Below are 21,398 nucleotides of genomic sequence, written 5' to 3'. Positions count from 1 at the left end.
TACACAATGAATAGCCTACAACATACACTTCGAGCAAGTCTTGTATTCGGAGGAGGAGCAGCTCTCTTGCTCCTCCTTTTCTTTATTCATATCGGACAAGGTCAAGCAAACATTTCCTATAGTATGATTATTGATGCTCTTATCTCACCGAACCAATCACTAGAGCATCAAACTTTAATTATGCTTCGATTACCTAGGGCCGTAATTGCCATTTTAGCTGGAGGTGCTCTTGCTGCATCTGGGGTCATTTTACAAACATTAACGAAAAATCCACTTGCTGAATCCAGTACAATGGGTATTCACTCTGGCGCATATTTCTTTCTAGTAGCGGCTACAATTTTTTTACCAAAAGGTCTGCAAATTAATTCACTTCTTTTCACATTTATCGGCGGTGCTATTACCGCTTTATTTGTATACCGTATTTCTGGTGGAAAAAAGGGAACCCCACTTAGAATGGCACTAGCTGGTATGGTCGTTACATTAATGCTTTCTGCCTTTACCGGAACGATGCAGCTTTTCTATGAAAATGAAACAGCTGGTTTATTTTTATGGGGAGCTGGATCTCTTATTCAAAATAACTGGGATGGCGTTCAATTTGCTTTTCCATTTATCATTATTTCTTTCCTAGTTTTACTATTTACGTCTCGTAAACTCAACATTCTCTTACTTGGTGATGATGTCGCTGTTTCTCTTGGTGAAAAAACAGCAGTAACACGTCTTATCGCCTTCATTGCTGCGATCTTTTTAACAGCAGTAATTGTAACTGTTGTTGGACCAATTGGATTTGTTGGCTTAGTTGCACCACATTTAATGCGTCTTATTGGCTACCGTCAACACTTTACTCTCCTTCTCTCTTCTTTCTTATGGGGAGCTGTACTATTACTTGGAGCTGATGTCGTTGGTAGACTAATAGATCCAACTGGGGCTGAACTTCCTGTCGGAGCAGTCACGGCAATGATTGGATCACCTTGGCTTATTTACTTAGTCTATCGAATGATGAAATCGAAACAATATATGAATGATAACGGAGCGAATGCAGCTGGAGCTAGTTCTCACTATTACTCTTATAAAAAGGTAATCATTATCTCTATCACACTTTGCATTGTGACAATTACTCTTGGTGTTACAATCGGTAGTAACGCTTATATCGAAAGTATTACAAATGTTATATCAGGACAATTAACACAATTTGATAAAAATATGATGATGAACCTTCGTTTACCAAGAATGCTCGTTGCTGCTATTGCTGGCGCATGCCTTGCAATAAGTGGGCTTGTTTTCCAAGGTATATTACGAAACCCACTCGCCGATCCTTCTATTATTGGTATTTCATCGGGAGCTGGTGTTGGTGCTTTAACTATTATGTATGTCTTTCCCGCACTTCCTGGTTTCTTCCTACCAATTGGTGCATTTATCGGCGGACTACTTGCAGTTGGAATTGTTCTCTTCTTCTCATGGAAATCAGGATTTAGCCCAACAGCCCTTGCTTTAATAGGAATTGGTATTTCAGCTCTCGGTTCAGCGATTATTCAAATCTTTATCGTTAGAGCAAATTTGAACGTTGCTGCTGCTTTAACATGGCTATCAGGTAGCACGTATGCAAGAGGATGGAATCACTTAGAAAATATCATTCTATATCCATCGCTAATTCTTGTATTCATTATCTTTTTCTTAATAAAACAACTTGATGTTCTCGTACTTGGAGACGATTTAGCAACGGGACTCGGGCAACCAGTAAATAAAACGCGCCTTGCCCTCATTGTGTTAGCAACACTACTTGCATCTGTAAATATCGCAGCTGTCGGTACAATTGCCTTTCTAGGTCTTGTTGCGCCACACTTAGCACGAATCGTCGTTGGTATGAATCATCAAAGATTATTCGTTTGCTCCGCACTATTTGGAGCAATCCTTCTTTCCATTGCTGATTTACTCGGACGAACAATTGCATATCCGAAAGAAATTCCTTCTGGACTTGTCGTTGCTGTACTTGGAGCACCTTATTTCTTATGGTTGATGAGGAAGAGTGGGAAGAAGGTTAATTAAAAAGGAGGCTTCGTTTTAGAAGCCTCCTTTTTATATACTAAATAAAGTGAAACTTTAATTAGTGGGGGGTTTCTTCATCCCCGCTGATTATTAGCCCACACCAATCGGACTTTTATGAGCAGTGGATCTCCCACCTAACTTCTTTGCTCCAGCCGAATCTTGAGGTGGAAGTTTTACTGTCCGACGAATAGCCGGATAAATTACTCTGATCTCACTAATTTCACAGATTTAGTACTCCCCATAAACTCATGATGTACAGTTAATGTGTTCTCCTCAATTTTCAAATCAGCCTTATGCTTTATTTCCCCCACTAAAAATACAAGCTCTACAGAAATAATCCCTTGGTCCACACTTAATATTCGAAAGTCTCCTATAGTAGTCCCTTTCCCAAAAATATTATGTTCCATAAATTCTCCGCCTGTTTTCTCACTATTAATAGATTCTATTTCCAACCCAACTGGCCTGTCTGTACTTTCTGATGACATCCAAGACCCCTTTAACTTTCCAATATCAGCCTCTTTTTTCTTTTCATTTTTTAACTCTTCCTCTTTTTTCTTAACTTCTGCTTGTTGAGTTAGTAAGCCATCGATTTGCTTATTCAGCTCTTCGGCCCGTTGATTTTCCGAAATAAATTGTTGATTTTGGCCAGTATCGTTAACAATTTTATTTACTATCCCTTTAGCCTCTTCATACTTTTTATCACTCTTTAACTTCTCTGCCTTTTCCAATTGACCTATATATTGACCTTTTAACTCTTTATGCTCTATGAGCGAATCTTTTTGTTCTTTCGCTTGACTTTGAAGGATTGCGGAACCATCTTTCATCTTTTCTACTTCTTGAAACAAACCTATTGCTTGTTCTATATTTCCACTCGATTTCTCTTTTATCGAACTTATCATCTTAGTAGTTTGGTCTTTTAATACCTTTGCTTCTTTATCATCCTTTTTCTCTTCTAATGCTAGCTCAAATGATGCTACTGCCGTGTCATATTCTTTACTCGCTAACGCCAATTTCCCTTGATCCATTGCTTTTTTATAGGTTTCATTGCTACATCCTACCATTAAAAATAAAATTATGATTCCTAAAATCAATCTTTTCATAATATCTCCCTAAATTAATATAATTCTATATACACTCAATAGCATCATAAAATTTATATATAAAATTTTAAATACCATCATTAAAACATAAAGGGAACTTGTCATTTCTTCTCGAACTTAATCTATGAACATAAGTAGAGGGGGATAACAATAATGTACCAAACAATTGAAGGCTTTTTACAATCATGGACATACGAAGCAGAGTCTACTCAGAAAATGCTTGATTCATTAACCGATGCATCTTTATCACAGGAAATTGCACCTGAACATTGGACTTTAGGAAGAGTTGCTTGGCATATCGTGACGGCAATTCCTGTGATACTATCTGGCACAGGGCTAAAGTTTGAAGGAGAAACGAAAGATTATCCTGTTCCAACTTCTGCAAAAACAATTGCAGATGAATACCGTAAAGTAAACGCGGCTTTTGTTGAAACACTTCAAAGTAAATGGACTGATAAAGACTTAGCTACTATTAATGACTTCTTTGGTCGCCCTATGCCGAATTCTATATTTTTAATGACACTCATTAATCATCAAAATCACCACCGCGGGCAAATGACGGTTTTAATGCGACAAGCCGGCTTAACAGTTCCTGGCGTATATGGTCCCGCAAAAGAAGAATGGGCTGCGGCTGGAATGGAAGCTCCTAAAATGTAACGACAAAAAAGACAAGATGTTTACATATCTTGTCTTTTTCTGTAACTTGTTTCATGTGAAACTTTATAATGCATCTTCACTCTCAATATTTTTAATCCCAAAATAAGCAATCACCATACCGATCGCTGCAAATGTGAATTGAAGAGGTAGAAAAGTCGCTATCGGAAATATTGGCTGGTTATTAATTGCGATTGACACAACAATAATAGATGAAACAATTGTAGTTGGCACTGAACGTTTACGCATTCCGAAATATAGCGGGATTAAACTTATTCCCGCAGTTGCAATGGCTAAAGGAACAAGATTTATTCCTTCTTGCACTAATTGATCTACTGTAAATGGATTAGGAAGAATTGAAAAATAGCTATCTATCCCAAAGAAAACTCCTACTATTAAAATGTTAGATACAATAACTGTTATAAATGTTAATGTCGCTGTAATGACCAACTTACTAATCATCATTTTTCTCCGATTAATAGGATAAGAAAACATAAGTATTATTGTTTTATTTTTATATTCACCAATTATTAACCTTGCGATTAACACACTACCAAAAACAATAAATGTTGCTCTTACTAATGTACTAGCCGTTAACAACATCATCTGCGGATCTCTTATTTCCGGATCACCTTCTACTTGAGCAACGATGCTCGTAAAGATCATTAATGCCAGTATAGTAATATTTGCAATAACTGCCCCTTTTACGTACCAGCCAAGCTTAAACTTTTTCAATTCTAGCTTCATAAGACGTAACATGATAGTCCTCCTTTCCCCTGAAACACCTTAACCCCCAAAACCACACTAGCAATTGTAATAAGTAAAATTGCAATTACTATTATCTTTTTCACCATTCATACCCCAGTTCGTTGTTGTTTTAAGCTTACTTCATGCCACATCAACCTTGTCGATTTTACGATAAGATAGATAACTAATGAAAATCCCTAATAAACAGAGCACAATTGGGATAGCTATAAAATCAAACATACTTACTTGACCGTTTCCAGCCCCAACGTTACCACTAATCAGCATACCAATTATTACTGCGGAAGTAATCGTTGTAGGTGTCGATTTCTTTCTCATTCCAAAAAATAAAGGAATTAAACTTATACCAGATATCATAAATGCACTTATAATAGTAGCTGGAACGATAGCTATTATTTCGCCTATCGTAGCAGGTGTTTCAATCAGTCCCATCATTGGACTCACAAAATAAACGAGCAAACTAATAATGAAAGTAGCGATAATCGTGCTCACAAAACAAAAACAAAAAACAATTGTTAATTTCGCCCTCATTAGCATTTTCCTTTGCAGCGGGTACATAAACGATAGTTGCATTGTTTTGTTCTTATACTCGTCTATTACTAACCGTGATAAAATGACCGAACTAAAAATAATGAATGTTATCCTAATAAAAGTGTTTATTAAAACCATTTGTTGCGTGAAGTCAAAGAAGAGCACGTCTCCCTCGGCTTTAATTCCCAACGCCATAAGGCTTACTGCAGCGAAAATTGCTATAATACAAATTGCTACCCCTTTAAAGTAACTAGATAATTTATGTTTCTTCCATTCGAGCTTCATTAATCTAAGCATACAAACCACTCCTCCATTCTTTATATAACTGTCTTTATGCTGCTAACATTCTAATTCCAGCAGTAACGAAGCTTAACATTCCTATCACTAGTAGAATTAACAACCATTTCCGCTCTGGTTTTCTATAATATAAAATTCCACTTATTAGCATTACGATAAATCCACTTACCAGGTTCAGCCACAGTCCATTAAGCATGAATACCTTCTCCATCCATTACATTTAAGAAATATTCTTCTAAGGAACTATGTTTCTTATTAATACTTTCAATTTCCACATCGTTCATAATAAGTGCTTTTGAAATGGCCTGCTGAGACACTGACGTATCATACACACGAATCATGGTTCCACTCATTATTTTGTAGTTTTTTATACCAAGTTTATCTTCTAAAATATAAGCTGCACGTTTCACATCAGGAACAGTGATTTCAATGTACTCTGTTTGCTTTCCGTTAATACTCTTCATTGAAACTTCTTTTATTAGTTTTCCATTTTGAATCACACCAATTGTATCGGCCATTAATTCCATCTCACCTAAAATATGACTAGAAACTAATAATGTAATACCGTATTCTTTGCAGAGCATTTTAAATAAGTCTCGTAACTCTTTAATGCCAATTGGATCTAAACCGTTAATTGGTTCATCTAAAATGAGCAATTCTGGCTTTGTCACGATTGCCCTTGCAATACCGAGTCGTTGTTTCATTCCTAATGAAAAATCTTTTACTTTTTTATTATCTACCCCTTGTAGTTTCACTAAATGTAAAGCATGGTCAATTGCATTTTTATCGTAGTAGCCCATATATTCACAATGCAGGTCTAAGTTTTCTTTCGCCGTTAATTTATCATAAAAGATTGGGTATTCAATAATTGTCCCCATTCTTTTTAATACTTCATACGATGTATCTGTTAATTTCTCACCGAAAATTTCTATATCACCACTCGTCGGTTTTATTAAATTTGTAATCATTTTCATAATCGTTGTTTTACCAGCACCGTTTGGTCCTAAAAAACCATAAATTTCTCCTTTTTTCACATGCATGTTAACACCGGAAATAACTTCTTTCCCTTTAAACACTTTCGTTAACTGGTTTGTTTTTACTATATATGTCATGTTACTTTCCCCTTTCGCAATACTCTATATTTCTATAATAGACAACAGAAATCTCTTTTTTCTTACCCGTTCCTTACAAATTCCTTACGCTGAAAAAAAGCTTGTAGAATTTACTTCTCTACAAGCTAAAACAGCATCTTTTTTAATACAACTGTAAAAATTGTTTTTTCATAGGGCTTACTAGAAAGATGTATTTCTCCGTCCATCGCTTCCACAAGCCGTTTCGTAATCGTTAATCCTAGACCGCTTCCTTGGTACGATCTATTTCTTGAATCTTCAAGTGTGTACATTCGCTCAAACACTTTATCAATATGAGATTCATCAATTCCTTTTCCTTTATCCCATACGTCTATATACACACTCGTTTCATCATCTCTTAAAGTCATACCGAGTGTCTTTCCATCATCTCCATATGTAATTGCATTTGATATTAAATTATTCAATACTCTGCCTAATACTTCTACATTTCCAAGTGCGTATATATTTCTTTCTGGTATATCAATATGAACCTGAAAACCTTTCGTCGTCACTAAATCATAAAAAGATAAAATCTTCTCGCGGCAAACTTCATTCATATTTACTTTTGTCATTTCAATTGCTTTGTCACCAGATTCTAATTTTGCCAAATCAAAAAACTTATGAATTAGCTCCATCACTTCTAATGTTTTCGTATGCACTTTTTCAAGTAATATTTGTTGTTCTTCTTCACTTATCGTTTTATCCTTATTTAACATTTCTGTATATCCAAGAATAACTGTTAGTGGTGTTTTCAAGTCATGCGAAATATTTGAAAGCATTTTTCTCATCGAAATTTCTACTTTGGCATGATCTGCATTCGTTTTCTGTTTTGCATCTAATAATTGATTAATTGCCACTAATAATTTTTGCAATTCTAGATCATCTGTCATAACGAGTAACGTCTCGCCTGTTTTGTCATTTACAATACTTTCTAACTTTTCATATGTGTATCGTAAATTTTTACTACTATTTTTTCTCATTTTATATTGCATATAAATGACACATAACAATATAAAAATAATACCTATTAACAAATTGACCATATTACATCACTTCCAACTTATAGCCGATGCCCCATAACGTTTTAATATATTCTGGATTAGATGGATCACTTTCAATTTTCTCACGCAATCTTCTCATATGAACATTAATAACGTTATCATCACCGTAATACTCTTCATTCCAAACTAACGTATATATTTGCGCTTTTGTAAATACACGATTTTGATTTTTTACGAACAGTTTTAAAATCTCAAATTCTTTTAAAGTGAGCTTGAGAGGGTTCCCGTTTTTTTCTACAGTAAAATTAATTGGATCGATTGTTAAATCGCCAATCTGAATCATCTTTTCTGTTGTTTCTGTAGCCGAGTATTTCGTAGACCGCCGAATCCCTGCTTTTACACGTGCAGCCAATTCAATCATAGAAAATGGCTTACAAATGTAATCATCTGCTCCAAGTCCTAAGCCAACAGCTTTATCAACATCTGTATCTTTTGCCGACATCATTAAAATCGGAACAGCACTTTTTTCACGAATAATACGTACAACCTCTAATCCGTCTAACTTCGGCATCATTATATCAAGGATCACTAAATCAAAAGATGATTTAAAAAAGGTTTGCACCCCTGCTTCCCCGTCAGACGCCATCGTAACTTGAAAGCCTTCCTTTAATAAATATTTTTCCACCATCTCTTGAATTGAAATATCATCTTCAACTAATAAAATATGATGTGACATATGTCTATCCCCTTTTTTTACAAACATTAACATATCAATTGTATCGCAACGAATGAATGCTGGAAACAGTTATATGAATTTTCAAACCAACTTCCCTTCCTTCCTTAACAATGATATGATGAAATTCACTACGATTGTTCATAATTAACTTTATATAAAGGAGACTTATCATGTCAGAAAACAAAAAAGTAAGCTTAGCTGATTTAATGCGTGAACAACTTGCTAAGAAAAAGCAAGGAAATGGAAATGGTCAAAATGCAAAAAATCAAAACCAAGAAACGAAAAAATTACAAAACCAACAAACAAAGAAGACAAACAACCAACGTAGACGTACAGGTGTGTAAATGAACGGACAAAAACGTTCTAATATCGCACCCGGTCTTGAAGTTGATATTGTATTAAAACAAGATCAACGAACAGGCAAATTAACACGTGGCATTGTAAAAGATATTTTAACAAACTCCCCTTCCCATCCACATGGCATTAAAGTGCGATTGCAGGACGGGCAAGTCGGTAGAGTACAAAATATCGTTCAATAAGAAAAGGAGCTCAAGTAAACTCGAGCTCCTTTTTCTTTATTAACCTTTAATTTTCTCGATGAAAACTACTTTTAAATAGTCTCCTTCTTTAAATTGATCAATGGTACGGAAATCTTCTGGTAAAGAATGTTCTTCTAATATTTTATATTTGCCATTCATTTCTTTAAAGGCTGTATCGATAAAGCCTTTAAACTTTTTCATATCGAATGCACTACAATTTGTAGAAGCAACGATAATACCGTTATTTTCTGTAATAGCAATTGTTTCTTTCAATAAATTTTTATAATCTTTTGCTGCACTAAATGTATATTTTTTTGATCGGGCGAAGCTTGGAGGATCAAGTACGACCATATCAAATTTCATCTTTTTCTTAGCTGCATATTTGAAGTAAAGAAATACATCTTCTACAATAATATCTTGTGCTTCATAATCAACTTCATTGACACTAAACTGCTCAATCGTTTTACTTAAACTACGATTTGCAAGGTCAACACTCGTCGTTTTACTCGCTCCGCCAAGCGCTGCAAATACAGAGAAAGCACCTGTATAAGAGAACATATTTAACACTGTTCTTCCCTTTGCATATTTATCACGAATTTGTTTTCGAACGTTACGTTGATCTAAAAATACACCAACCATTGCCCCGTCATTTAAATAAACAGCGAAGTTCACACCGTTCTCTTTTACGATAAGCGGGAACTCACCGCGCTCTCCTGCTACGAAATCATCACCCTCAATATATTTCCCTTTCGTATCAAAACGCTTCTTCTCATAAATGCCTTTAAAGTTTGCTACTTTTTGCAGAGCTGCTATAATCTCATCTCTGAAAGTATAAATCCCTTCACTATACCAACTTACTACGTAGTAGCCGTCATAATAATCGATAATTAGTCCGCCAAGACCATCACCTTCACCGTTTAGGGCGCGGAATGCTGTCGTATCACTTGATTTATAAAATTGTTTTCGTTTATGTAAGGCAGATTTGATTTTACTTTCAAAGAAAGATTGATTAATTTGTTCACTCTCTTTTCTCGTTAAAATCCAGCCGTATCCTTTATTTTGTTTTCCATAATAACCTTTTCCGACAAAGTTGTTCTTCTCATCTACTACTTTGATGATTGTCCCTTCTTCACGAACATCGTTTAAATTTTGAATTGCATCTTTTAAAATAAGTGGATATCCACTTTTAATTTCTTTTATAAATTTCGGTTTTATTTTTATAGTTACTTCTGATCGCATATAATAACTTCCTTTCCATTTGCATGCTTTCTCTATAGGAAGCATTTAAAAAACGAGCCTGAAAAAACAGCCTCGTTTCACTATACCATATTATTGCTTTGCTAGTACAACTCGCTCATTCTCGCACTTAACCGCCACATATTTACTACGTTTTGAAATGGAAATCTCACTGTCCAAAATAATAGAAAAAAATTATATATTTCACATTTACCATTGACAATGATAATGATTTTCATTATCATTTAATGTATATGAGTTCTTGAAAATATAGCTACATTTATAGGAGGAATAAACATGATTATTGTTACAAATACAGCTAAAATTACAAAGGGAAATGGACATAAATTAATTGAGCGTTTTAATAAAGTAGGTAAAGTTGAAACGATGCCAGGCTTTTTAGGTCTAGAAGTTCTTTTAACGCAAAATACAGTTGATTATGATGAGGTAACAATTAGCACTCGATGGAATGCAAAAGAAGATTTCCAAGGTTGGACAAAGAGCGCCGCATTTAAAGATGCTCACTCACATCAAGGTGGAATGCCAGAATATATTCTTGATAATAAAATTGCTTACTATGATGTAAAAGTTGTACGTATGCCAATGGCTGCAGCACAGTAAAAACAGTTCTTTTTTAAAGTATAGAATATGAGAAGCGTTATCTATCACTTCTCATATTCTATACTTTTTTCTTTAATTTCTTTTTACTAACTTTGCGTGTATAACTAGCCTTCCAGCCTCTGGATCAAGCGCATAGTCACAAGTAGAAAGTGTTACGATTTCATCATTAGCCGTCAATTCCGTATCCGTTTTGTACAGTGATTTTTCTTGAACTTCCTTTAAGAACGATGTATATACTGCATCATTTTCAAAATCCGTTTCAATGTAATAAAAGTCCGTTGTTGTCGTATATACTGAAAAAACTTCAACGTCGTATCCTTCAAATAATGTATCGTAATATAATTTACGATGGGACATGAAAAAGTCTTCATCCAACATTTTTTTTAAACTACCAAACATAGAACCGTCTTTCATACGATGGCCATATAAAATCGTATTTCGATTTTGAGATTTCACATCATTACGATGGTCCATAAAAATGCTTCCCGCTCTCATATCTTCACCTTTATAATTACGAAATAAATAGTAATCATTATCTTTTGCTTGAACGATTGGATAATTAATTTGTGTATCATCCATCGTAATCCATCCGACTATCTCTGGATTAATTTTCTGGAGATCCTGAAACTGTTTACGTACCTCTCCGTCTTCCGATTTTTCTTCCATTGGACTTCTTTTATAAATATGTTGTGCCTCAGCCATTACTTTACGATTTTCATAATAATCCATGAAAATCCCACCCAACTCATACATTGAATAGAAAAAGATTCCTAAAAACGCAATTGTAAGTATGCGTTGAAAAAAAGAATTCTTTTTCCGTCCGTTCTTGCTATTCAAATTATCACCTCAAAACGGATTATACTCAGCCTTTAGATTCCCATAGGTACCATATACAATCCAGTATCTTCATCCTGTTTTACAATGACATCTACACCATATATTGCTTTAACCATCTCTTCTGTTATTACATCATTAGGATTACCTTTCGTAATGATCTCTCCATCTTTCATAACGATAATATGGTCGCTATAACGAATGGCTTGATTAATATCATGTAATACCATTACAATCGTTAATCCATACACTTCATTTAACTCTTTCACTAATTCTAATATTTCTAGCTGATAGTAAATATCTAAATAGGTTGTCGGTTCATCTAAGAAAAGCATTGGTGTATTTTGAGCTAATGTCATTGCGATCCAAACTCGCTGCCTCTCTCCACCGGATAAAGCATAGATTGGCTTATCACGCTTACTTTGTAAATTCGTACATACTAGTGCACGCTCTATCGCTTCTCTATCTTCATCTGTTTGCGGAGAGAAAATATTTTTATATGGCATACGCCCAAAGCTTATTAGCTTTTCCACTGTAATATCTGCTGGAGCCTCATTTTGTTGGTGGACAACTGCTAGCTTTCTAGCAAACTCTTTCGGTTTATATTCACTAATCGCTTTCCCATCAAGTATTACTTCTCCACTGCTAGGAACGTGATTTCTAGACATGACACTAAGTAATGTTGATTTCCCGCATCCATTCGGGCCAATGATTGTTGTAATTTTCCCAATTTCTATTTCACTACTAACAGACTTTAAACGATTTGTTACGTTATCATATGAAAAGGTTACATTTTTAATTTCCATCAACTTTATCACTCTTTCTAAGCAAGAATATTAAGAATGGACCACCAATAACCGCCATAATTGTTGCTGCTGGAATTTCATTAGGTGGCACAATTAACCTTCCAATCGTATCCGCCGTCAAAATTAATAACGCCCCTGCAAGAGCAGAAAATGGAATTAATACTTTATGGTCTGAACCGACCAATTGTCTTGAAATATGCGGAACTAGCAATCCTACAAAAGCAATAACACCTGCAATCGCTGTTGATACTGCCGCTAAGAGTACTGCAATGGCAGAAATAATAAGACGAACTCTCGTCACGTGCAAGCCTAAGTTTTTCGCAGTCTTATCTTGTAGCGATAATAAGTTACACCAAGCTCCTACGAACAGAGCAAGAATAAGACCAATCGTTCCATAAGTCACCATTATTTCTACATCGCCCCACGTCTTCATTGTTATGTTAGAAGTCGTCGTTTGCTTAATACTTTTAATAAAATACCCACAAATCGTAACGAATGATTCATTTAATCCAGTAAACATCGCATTAATGGCAATACCAATTAAAATAATGCGAAGTGGGTTTAACCCTGACTTCCATGAAAACGAATAAACGAGATAACACGCAAGCGCACCACCTAAAAAGGCGAATACGGGGGTCCAGAAAAAGAATTGCGGGAACAAAGTAATAATAACGAGTGTCATAAAACTTGCTCCTGAAGATATACCGATTACCCCAGCATCAGCGAGTGGATTCTTCATAACAGCTTGAAAAAGCACCCCTGAAACAGCAAGAGCCGCTCCAGTGAACAGCGCAATAATAATACGAGGGAAACGTAAATCTTTAATGACTTCAACATCTTCATTTCCACCTATAAATATCCCTTGTACAAGTTCAACAATACCTACTTCTAAACTCCCTTTCATCGCTGACAATGATGTCATAACAATGAGCAATGCAGTAACAATGAGGAAACTCCAAGTTTTTTTATTCATTCTACTCTTCCTTTATATTAAAATGCATCACGGATACATCATTTTTTTCAATTCATCTAAAGCTTCAATTGCTGCTAAATTGCCTGTCGTTCCAAATAAACGCTCTTCTAAATCATAAACACGGTTATTTTTAACCGCAGCAAAGTGTTTCCAAATATCATTTGTTTTAAATTCTTTATCAAACATTTTTACAACCTCATCAGGCATACCATGAGCTGCTCGTAAAATAATATCTGGATCAGCTTTCTTTAAATACTCTGTATTAGAAGCTAAATATTCTACTTGTTCACCTTGCACAATATTTTTACCACCTAATTGTTTTACTAAATCTCCAATATAAGAATACTCTGTTGCTACTAAATAACTTCCCGGCACACCTAATAAAATAAGCACTGTCGGTTCTTTCTTTCCTTTTACTTCCTTTTGAATGCTAGCAACCTTTTTATCTAACTTAGTTACTACTGCTTCAGCCTGTTTTTCACGTCCATATTTCTTACCTAAATCGCTAATAGAACTTTGCATATTTTTTAAACTCGTTAAATCTAAAAAGTTTGCTTTCATACCCACACCATCAAAAACTGGCTTTAATTCGTATTCAAGTGTTGTCACAGATAACACTTCTGAAGGCTTTAATGACTTTACCTTTTCCATATCTGGACTCATTGGATTCCCAACTTCAGGTAAACCTTTATATCGCTTCGGTAAAGTTTTAGAACTTGTTGGAACACCGACTAAATCTACTTCTAACGCATCCATAATTTCAGTAACAGCCACTGTTGTTGCAACAACGCGCTCTTTACTCTCACTCTTTACCTGCTTTGCTGTTTCTTTTTTTGGTGACGAGCACCCGGCTATACTCATTAACAAAATGATAGCCATTAGTACACTTACGATTTTCTTCACTCTCAATCACCACTCCCTTCCATACAATATGAAACAAGTCTTGATGCACGCGAACATGCATCAAGACTCCAAAAATTACAATCTACCTGCTCTATATTTACGAACTAGTAAAGCAAGTGAACCTAGCAGTAACACCATATATAAACCAAGTTGTGCTGTATCTGCAGTTTTTGAGTTTTTCTCTTTTTTTGAATCATTTTTTGTATCTTCTTTTTTCTTCTGACCATCTGCATTTCGGTTAAAATCAGGAGTACCTACTGTTTTTACATTATCTACTTTCGGTGTAGTCACTGGATTTTCCGGTTCATTCTTCGGTTCCTCTTTAATAGTTCCTAACGCGCCGATATTATTTGTATCAAATTGAATTTGTACATCGTAGAAATGATGATAGTTCATCTCATCGATGTCTACCTTTACTTTTGCGTTTAATTTTTTAAATAGATCTTCTACTTCAAACTGTACTACTCGCGTATTTGCATTTTTATCTTCGCTTACTACTTTCGCATCAGCGAATAGTTCCTTGTTTTCCGTTTGGAATTTCGTAATCCACGCACTATTTTTCAGCTTCATCTCAATGTATTTTTTACCATCTTTTACGATTAATTTCGCTGGATTTACAACATAGTCATGCATCTTTGAAATTTCATCTGTTTTATCTTTTAATACTTTAAATGTAATATCATATTGGCCATCTACTAAATTTTTCGGATCAACTATTACTCTCGGGTTATTATTTCCACCTTGGTTGTCATTTCCGCCTTGGTTGTTGTTTCCGCCTTGGTTGTCGTTTCCACCTTGGTTCCCTAAAGCTTTAATACTGTCTTGATCAAATACAAATTGAACATCGTAGAAATGGTGATAATTCATTGAATCAATATCTACTTTTACTTTTGCATTTAATTTTTTAGACAAATCGTTTACTTCTACTTCTACTACTCTTGTATTTTGTTCTTTATTTTCACTTAACACTTTTGCATTAACGAAAGAACCATTCTTCTCAAATTCAAATTTCGTAATCCATGTACTATTTGTTAATGTAAACGATACGTATTTCTTACCATCTTTTACTTTTAATACACCTGGGCTTTTTGTGTATGTGTTCATCATTGAGATTTCATCTGTTTGATCTTTTAACACTTTAAAGCCAATGCTGTATTCACCATCTTTAAGAGCTTTTGGATCAATTGTTGTGTTATTATCTTGGTTATTGTTTCCACCTTGATTGTCGTTTCCACCTTGGTTGTTATTTCCGCCTTGGTTGTTGTTTCCGCCTTGGTTGTTATTTCCGCCTTGATTGTCGTTTCCACCTTGGTTGTTGTTTCCGCCTTGGTTATCTAACGGCTTAATGCTACCTTTATCAAATGCAAATTGAATATCGTAAAAATGGTGATAATTCATTGAATCGATATCTACTTTTACTTTTGCATTTAACTTTTTCGATAAATCTGGCACTTCTACTTCCACTACGCGTGTATCAGCTTTTTTATCTTCACTTATTACATTTGCATCAACAAACGAACCATTTTTCTCAAATTCAAATTTTGTAATCCAAGAACTGTTCGTTAACGTAAATGATACATACTTCTTACCATCTTTTACTTTTAGCACACCTGGACTTTTTGTATATGTGTTCATCATTGAAATTTCGTCTGTTTGATCTTTTAACGCTTTAAAATTGATGCTGTATTCACCATCTTTAATTGTTTCAGCATCTGGTTTTTTATTTTCATCTGGTTTTTCTGCTTCCGGTTTTTCTACTTCTGGTTTTTCTACTTCTGGTTTTTCTACTTCTGGTTTTTCTACTTCTGGTTTTTCTACTTCTGGTTTTTCTACTTCTGGTTTTTCTACTTCTGGTTTTTCTACTTCTGGTTGTTTCTCTTCATTTTTAATTTGTTCAAGTTTACCTTGTTCAAATAAAAGTTGTACATCATGCGTTTGCTTATAATTTCTTGATGCCATTTCGATAAATACTTTTGTATTTAGTTTTTTAGATAAATCGTTTACTTCAAACTCTACTACTCTTGTATCTTTTTCCTTATCCTCACTCACTACTTTTGCATCAACAAATGCGCCATCTTTTTCCGTTTGGAAATTTTTAATTAATGAGCTGCTTTTTAGTGTTACAATTGCTTTTTTCTTACCGTTTTCTACTTTTAATACTCCTGGATTTACCATGTAAGTATTCATCTTAGATTCTTCATCTGTTTGATCTTTTAACACTTTAAATGGAATGCTGTACGCACCATCTGTAATTGTGTTAGAATTTGGTTGTTGATCTGGGTCAGGCTTTTGGTCGGGCTTCTGACCTGGATCGGTAGTTTCATTTGGATCTGGCTTATTAGCTGGGTCCTCTTTTTCATTTGGTTTTTCTACATGAATTGGTGTAATGCTATTTTGATCAAATGCAATACGAACGTCGTACTCATGATGATAATTTAAAAAATCAATATCTACTTTTACTTTTGCATTTAATACCTTCTCTACATCTTCTACATCAAATTCTACTACTCTTGTATCTTTTTCTTTATCTTCACTAATTACATTTGTCGCAACTAGCTTACCTGCTTTTTCTGTTTCAAACTTCGTAATCCATGAACTATTTGTTAATGTAAAGGATACTTTCTTTTTCCCATCCTTCACTTTTAAAGTTCCCGGGCTTACTGAATATTGATTCATCATTGATTCTTCATCTGATGTATCTTTTAAAACTTTGAAGCCAATTGAATATTCACCGTCAGCCAACTTGGTAGCTGCTTGAACTGCAAGTGGTTGTAATGTTGATACGAATGTAAATATCATTAAAAACATAGCAACAATAATTTTTGTATACCTGTTCAATGGAACGACTCTCCCTTTTGAAAATTATTTAATACTATTCCCATCAAATACAAAGCGAATATCATACGAAGCATTATAATTAATAATTGGAATATTAATTTTCACCTTGCCATTTAGTTTTTTTGACAAGTCAGCAACTTCAAATTCTACAACTCTAGTATTATCTTTTTTGTTTTCACTTAACACGGTTGTTTCTACAAATTGACCATCTTTTTCTACTTGGAAACTTTTAATAGAAGCACTATCTTTCACTTTAAATGAAACATATTGTTTTCCATTTTTAACTGTTAATGTTGCTGGGCTTTCAAAATAACTATTCATTCTAGACGATTCATCTTTATCGCCTTTCCATACAGTAAAAGCAATATTATATTTTCCATCAGCTAGTTTTGTAGCAGCCTTTGCATCTTGTAAACCTAGTGTTGCGATAAACGTAAATAAAACAGCAAATACGGCAATAATCATTTTAAATTGTTTAAACATATATTCATCACCCTTCAAAAGATTTATTTACTCAACTTCACTTTACGAATTAAGAAAGCACCTGAAATAAGAATTAACGCTGCAAACAATCCAATACGTGCTTCATCGCCTGTTTTTGGATTATCTGTTTTTTCAGCTTTTCCATTTTCATTTTTTGTTTCTTTGTTCACTTCTTTAGCTGTTTCCTTACTCTCTACTTTTGTTTTCTCTTCTTTTACTTGTGTATCTGTTTTCGCTTGATCATTATTTTTTGTAGTAGCAGCTATGCCGTTATCGCCACCTACAGCTTTTACATTTGCATCAAAAGCAAAACGAATTGTGTAGTGGTGGTCATAGTTTGCATTTGGTACAACAACATGAATTTTTACAGCTGCCGGTTTGGATAAATCATCTACTTTAAACTCTACTGTTCTTTTATCTGCCGATTCATCTTTACTAACAACTTTCGCATCAACAAAATCCCCGTTCTCTGGTGCTTTAAATTCTGTAATCCAAGCACTATGATTCATCGGAACTTGTACTCTCATCTCACCGTTTTTCACTACTAATTTTGCTGGCTTTTCAAAATAGTCATTTGCCATTGAAGCTGAATCATTTTCCGCTTTTTGAATTACGTAATTAATATCGTAAGTACCATCAGCTAGTTTTGCTGAAGCATTTCCGTATGGCATTACAAGAAAAGCTAGCATACATACGAACGTTATAATAAAAGCGGGTAATACAGAAACCTTTTTCATTTTTCTTGTTTCCTCCTTGGTTATCTTTCATTTCACTTTTTTGAAAATGATAATTATTCTCAATTTATAAGAAAAAAATAATCTCTTTTACCTATTATTTAATTAGCATTCTTTTATGTAACATAAGTATTATTGATTATCATTCTCATTGAATATTAAAAATAATATCTCACCCTATTCCTTATACAAAGGCATAGAAACTGAGAAAAAATTATAAAACTTTTTTATTGATTATCATTCTCAATATAAATCAAAAAAAATAAACTATCTCTTCGCCTCTTCTTTCACCTCTTCCCATAACAACACTATAGTTATAGAAACCCCTTATCCCTCACTTCCCTTCCAATATTTCCACAACTAAGTCAATCTTAGCCTACTCATAAATTTTTTGTCAACTATATTACGTATAAAATTTTTAATATCTGAATTTCTCTATATATGGCTTTTTCTACAAAAAAAGAGACTTTCTATTATAGAAAGCCTCTTTTCTCTATTTTTCTACAGCAATTTCCTGCTTTTGAAACTTAGAAACTATATAACCAAATCCTATACCGATTATGCCTGGAACTAACCAACCAATTCCTACACTATATAATGGAATCTTATCTAAAATAGGTGCTAGCGCTGCAATTTGAAGGTTTGCATTGTGTAATCCATCAAAGAAACTGATTGCAAATGCTCCTACAATCCCCCCCACATACATCGCTAATGGAAGACGAACGTAGTTTTCAACAAGTGATAATACGATAAGTACGATTCCAATTGGATAGATAGCGATTAAGATTGGTAATGCTAATGCATTTAACTGAGTTAACCCAAGATTTGCTACCATAAATGCTAATACACAGAAAATGAAAACGACTTTTTGATAAGAAAGCTTTGGTAATAAGGAAGAGAAGTAATCACCACAAGCTGCAACAATACCTACAGAAGTTGTTAAACATGCTGCTGTAATTGCGATCCCTAGTAATAAAGTTCCGTAACTGCCAAATAAATGATTCACCACATTTGTTAAAATAATTCCTCCGTTTGCGCCCATTCCAAGTGACACACTAGAAGCTCCAAGATAAGCAAGCGCTAAATACACAAGTAGTAGACCAAGCGCTGCAATAAATCCTGCAAAGATTGTTACTTTTGCAATACTATTTTTATTTGTAATGCCTTTTTCTTTTAACGCATGAATTACAACATTTCCGAATACAAGTGCTGCAAGTCCATCTAAAGTTAAATATCCATCAATAAATCCTTTGAAGAGAGGAGCACTATACACTTCTGTCGGTGCACCAAATTCTCCAATTGGTGTAATAAGTGCTTTACCTACGATAATTGCAATAACAGCTAATAATATTGGAGTTAGCACTTTACCAATACGCCCCACTAATTTCGAAGGATTTAAAGCTAAATAGAAAGTTACTGCAAAGAAAATAAGTGTAAAGATAACAAGTGGATATGACTGACCTGCTATCTCACTTGGTAAAAACGGTGCAACACTCATCTCATAAGCTACTGTTCCTGTACGCGGCACACTTACGAATACGCCTAAACATAAATAAATGGCAGTGATAAAAACAAGTGCGAATATAGGATGTACACGTCCTGCTAGCTCATTAATATCTCCCTTTAAAGCTATAACAATTACGCCTAATAAAGGTAGTCCAACGCCTGTTACAATAAAACCAAACAGCGCGATCCATACGTCCGTTCCAGCACCTTGCCCTAACGCTGGTGGAAAAATCATATTACCTGCACCAAAAAACAGTGCAAATAACATTAAACTTATTGCAAACATCTCTGAAAACTTTAAAGATGATTTCATTTCTACTAACCTCCTAAAATAATTAATTAACAAAATATTCTGAAAAAGAATCCGTCACATATCCTCTTTCAAGCACACTTCCCCGTAAAAGAACGCAAAAAACACCCGTCCCTAACAAAGGGACGAGTGTTGAAATCGTGGTTCCACCCTTATTCTAATAAAATGAATTTATAGCAAAATAAGCTCATTTTATAGCTCGTGTAAATTGATAACGGTTTTATCCGTCAAGAATTACAATGCATCATGTATGCAGTTCACTCTTGAAGTTTAGAGGTGGTAAGCTTGTCTTTTCGTATTAGGAAGCTCACAGCCTAAGGCTCCCCTCTCTGAGAATCGTAAAATACAACTCATGTCCTCATCATTACTTTTATAAAATATCTTGTCGAAACTTGTTGTTTTTTATTATATGGGCTATTTTTTAAAAAATCAATAGTTTTATTTTTTCTGACAAAAAAATATTGGGAGAAAACTTTTCCTCCCTATAACTGATCTATTAGAATGTCTAATTCCTCCGATGTAACGCTCCTCCACTTTCCTACTTCAAGCTCATTTAGCTCTATATTCATAATGCGTACTCGCTTTAGCTTTATTACAGTAAACCCGAAAGCACGGCTCATTCTACGAATTTGCCTGTTCATCCCTTGCGTTAAAATGATACGAAATGTTGATTGATCGACTCTCGTCACTTTACACGGCTTCGTCATACCATCTTTAATCTTTACACCGCTGGACATCTCATTAATAAACCAGTCCGTAAAAGGTTTATCGACTGTGACAACATATTCTTTCTCGTGCTCATGATCACCATGTAAAATTTGATTCGCAATCGTACCGTCATTCGTTAATAAGATAAGTCCTTCTGATGCTTTATCTAATCGCCCAACTGGAAAGATTCGCTCTGGATAATTGATATAATCAATAATATTATCTTCAATATGATCGGCTGCTGTACAAGTAATTCCGACCGGCTTATGAAAGGCTATATACACCTTCTCTTTCTCTTCTTTTGCAATAACCTGCCCATCAATCGTTACTACATCACCATCGCTCACGAGTGCACCGTGCGTACATATTTCGCCGTTAATAGCCACGCGTCCAGCTTTAATGAGGCGATCTGTTTCACGTCTTGAGCAGGATTTTGCTTCGCTTATGTATTGGTTGATTTTCATGTTTTATTCCTTTTCACATATATTAAAAGCGTCAATCTATGGCAATATCATTATGCCACGATTGACGCTTTTTCAATTCGCAAAAACAACTAAATAAATAACCCCAATCACCAAAAATATTCCACAACAAGCTAACAATACTTTTGCAAGTTTGTCCATAAACATATAATGGTTTCCCCTTTGTTT

General features: G+C 34.6%; 22 protein-coding genes and 1 other annotated feature. Of the genes, 5 read left to right on the top strand and 17 right to left on the bottom strand.

Annotation, left to right across the window (positions count from 1 at the left end; translation table 11 throughout):
- Positions 1-6 precede the first annotated feature (6 nt).
- Positions 7-2,043, top strand: a complete 2,037-nt coding sequence (gene fhuB / locus N2V92_RS12300) for a Fe(3+)-hydroxamate ABC transporter permease FhuB (RefSeq protein WP_042595925.1) — start codon at positions 7-9, stop codon at positions 2,041-2,043.
- Positions 2,044-2,243: 200 nt separating this feature from the next.
- Here fhuB and N2V92_RS12295 read toward each other — a convergent pair whose 3' ends face one another.
- Positions 2,244-3,143, bottom strand: a complete 900-nt coding sequence (locus N2V92_RS12295) for a hypothetical protein (protein WP_000825582.1) — start codon at positions 3,141-3,143, stop codon at positions 2,244-2,246.
- Between the two features lie 153 nt (positions 3,144-3,296).
- On the opposite strand from N2V92_RS12295, the gene N2V92_RS12290 reads away from it, so the two are divergent.
- Positions 3,297-3,800 carry a DinB family protein gene (locus N2V92_RS12290; protein ID WP_000284975.1) on the top strand — a complete coding sequence of 168 codons (504 nt, stop codon included), beginning with the start codon at positions 3,297-3,299 and terminating at the stop codon, positions 3,798-3,800.
- 63 nt (positions 3,801-3,863) lie between these two features.
- Here the strand turns inward: N2V92_RS12290 and N2V92_RS12285 are convergent, their stop codons facing one another.
- From N2V92_RS12285 to N2V92_RS12260, 6 genes are all read right to left on the bottom strand, one after another.
- Positions 3,864-4,556: an ABC transporter permease gene (locus N2V92_RS12285; protein WP_000945187.1), complete on the bottom strand. Its 693-nt coding sequence runs from the start codon at positions 4,554-4,556 to the stop codon at positions 3,864-3,866.
- Between the two features lie 129 nt (positions 4,557-4,685).
- Positions 4,686-5,390 (bottom strand): ABC transporter permease, encoded by a 705-nt coding sequence (locus tag N2V92_RS12280; RefSeq protein ID WP_000945208.1) that lies wholly within the window; start codon positions 5,388-5,390, stop codon positions 4,686-4,688.
- A gap of 34 nt (positions 5,391-5,424) precedes the next feature.
- Positions 5,425-5,586: a hypothetical protein gene (locus N2V92_RS12275; RefSeq protein WP_000931814.1), complete on the bottom strand. Its 162-nt coding sequence runs from the start codon at positions 5,584-5,586 to the stop codon at positions 5,425-5,427.
- Positions 5,579-6,502: an ABC transporter ATP-binding protein gene (locus N2V92_RS12270; protein ID WP_000221121.1), complete on the bottom strand. Its 924-nt coding sequence runs from the start codon at positions 6,500-6,502 to the stop codon at positions 5,579-5,581. Before N2V92_RS12270 ends, N2V92_RS12275 begins: the two co-directional genes overlap by 8 nt.
- A gap of 125 nt (positions 6,503-6,627) precedes the next feature.
- Complete coding sequence (locus tag N2V92_RS12265; RefSeq protein ID WP_000247674.1) at positions 6,628-7,563, bottom strand: HAMP domain-containing histidine kinase; 936 nt, start codon at positions 7,561-7,563, stop codon at positions 6,628-6,630.
- Between the two features lies 1 nt (position 7,564).
- Positions 7,565-8,257, bottom strand: a complete 693-nt coding sequence (locus tag N2V92_RS12260) for a response regulator transcription factor (RefSeq protein ID WP_000018046.1) — start codon at positions 8,255-8,257, stop codon at positions 7,565-7,567.
- Between the two features lie 170 nt (positions 8,258-8,427).
- Here N2V92_RS12260 and N2V92_RS12255 point away from each other — a divergent pair, with 170 nt between their 5' ends.
- Positions 8,428-8,601 (top strand): hypothetical protein, encoded by a 174-nt coding sequence (locus N2V92_RS12255; protein ID WP_001293576.1) that lies wholly within the window; start codon positions 8,428-8,430, stop codon positions 8,599-8,601.
- On the top strand, positions 8,602-8,796 hold the full coding sequence (locus N2V92_RS12250) for a YwbE family protein (protein ID WP_001014310.1): 195 nt from the start codon (positions 8,602-8,604) through the stop codon (positions 8,794-8,796).
- Positions 8,797-8,835: 39 nt separating this feature from the next.
- On the opposite strand, the gene N2V92_RS12245 is transcribed toward N2V92_RS12250, so the two are convergent.
- On the bottom strand, positions 8,836-10,035 hold the full coding sequence (locus tag N2V92_RS12245; protein ID WP_001255945.1) for a class I SAM-dependent rRNA methyltransferase: 1,200 nt from the start codon (positions 10,033-10,035) through the stop codon (positions 8,836-8,838).
- Between the two features lie 294 nt (positions 10,036-10,329).
- On the opposite strand from N2V92_RS12245, the gene isdG reads away from it, so the two are divergent.
- On the top strand, positions 10,330-10,653 hold the full coding sequence (gene isdG, locus N2V92_RS12240; protein ID WP_000587818.1) for a heme oxygenase: 324 nt from the start codon (positions 10,330-10,332) through the stop codon (positions 10,651-10,653).
- Between the two features lie 72 nt (positions 10,654-10,725).
- Here isdG and srtB read toward each other — a convergent pair whose 3' ends face one another.
- The 9 genes from srtB to N2V92_RS12195 form a co-directional block, all read right to left on the bottom strand.
- Entirely contained in the window at positions 10,726-11,490 is a 765-nt protein-coding gene (gene srtB, locus N2V92_RS12235) for a class B sortase (RefSeq protein WP_002162479.1), read from the bottom strand.
- A 32-nt stretch (positions 11,491-11,522) separates the two neighbouring features.
- The gene (locus N2V92_RS12230; RefSeq protein WP_000403765.1) at positions 11,523-12,293 is read right to left on the bottom strand and encodes an ABC transporter ATP-binding protein; all 771 of its coding nucleotides are present in this window, start codon (positions 12,291-12,293) and stop codon (positions 11,523-11,525) included.
- The gene (locus N2V92_RS12225) at positions 12,283-13,266 is read right to left on the bottom strand and encodes a FecCD family ABC transporter permease (RefSeq protein ID WP_042595928.1); all 984 of its coding nucleotides are present in this window, start codon (positions 13,264-13,266) and stop codon (positions 12,283-12,285) included. The genes N2V92_RS12230 and N2V92_RS12225 overlap by 11 nt, the downstream gene beginning before the upstream one ends.
- A 27-nt stretch (positions 13,267-13,293) precedes the next feature.
- Positions 13,294-14,175: a heme ABC transporter substrate-binding protein IsdE gene (gene isdE, locus N2V92_RS12220; protein WP_042595929.1), complete on the bottom strand. Its 882-nt coding sequence runs from the start codon at positions 14,173-14,175 to the stop codon at positions 13,294-13,296.
- A 69-nt stretch (positions 14,176-14,244) separates the two neighbouring features.
- Complete coding sequence (locus N2V92_RS12215) at positions 14,245-17,007, bottom strand: NEAT domain-containing protein (RefSeq protein ID WP_340864266.1); 2,763 nt, start codon at positions 17,005-17,007, stop codon at positions 14,245-14,247.
- Positions 17,008-17,031: 24 nt separating this feature from the next.
- Positions 17,032-17,490 carry an NEAT domain-containing protein gene (locus tag N2V92_RS12210; protein ID WP_000476164.1) on the bottom strand — a complete coding sequence of 153 codons (459 nt, stop codon included), beginning with the start codon at positions 17,488-17,490 and terminating at the stop codon, positions 17,032-17,034.
- Between the two features lie 23 nt (positions 17,491-17,513).
- A complete protein-coding gene (isdC, locus tag N2V92_RS12205) occupies positions 17,514-18,227 on the bottom strand; it encodes a heme uptake protein IsdC (protein ID WP_000757956.1) in 714 nt (237 codons plus the stop codon).
- Positions 18,228-18,717: 490 nt separating this feature from the next.
- Positions 18,718-20,043: a branched-chain amino acid transport system II carrier protein BrnQ6 gene (gene brnQ6 / locus N2V92_RS12200; protein ID WP_000842652.1), complete on the bottom strand. Its 1,326-nt coding sequence runs from the start codon at positions 20,041-20,043 to the stop codon at positions 18,718-18,720.
- Between the two features lie 115 nt (positions 20,044-20,158).
- Positions 20,159-20,414 (bottom strand) — a binding site (T-box leader).
- Between the two features lie 108 nt (positions 20,415-20,522).
- A complete protein-coding gene (locus N2V92_RS12195; protein ID WP_000700740.1) occupies positions 20,523-21,212 on the bottom strand; it encodes a 23S rRNA pseudouridine(2604) synthase RluF in 690 nt (229 codons plus the stop codon).
- Positions 21,213-21,398 lie beyond the last annotated feature (186 nt).

Source organism: Bacillus sp. CH_48, assembly GCF_038008465.1.
Taxonomy (GTDB): domain Bacteria; phylum Bacillota; class Bacilli; order Bacillales; family Bacillaceae_G; genus Bacillus_A; species Bacillus_A thuringiensis_S.
This window is presented reverse-complemented; position numbering and strand designations above follow the sequence as displayed.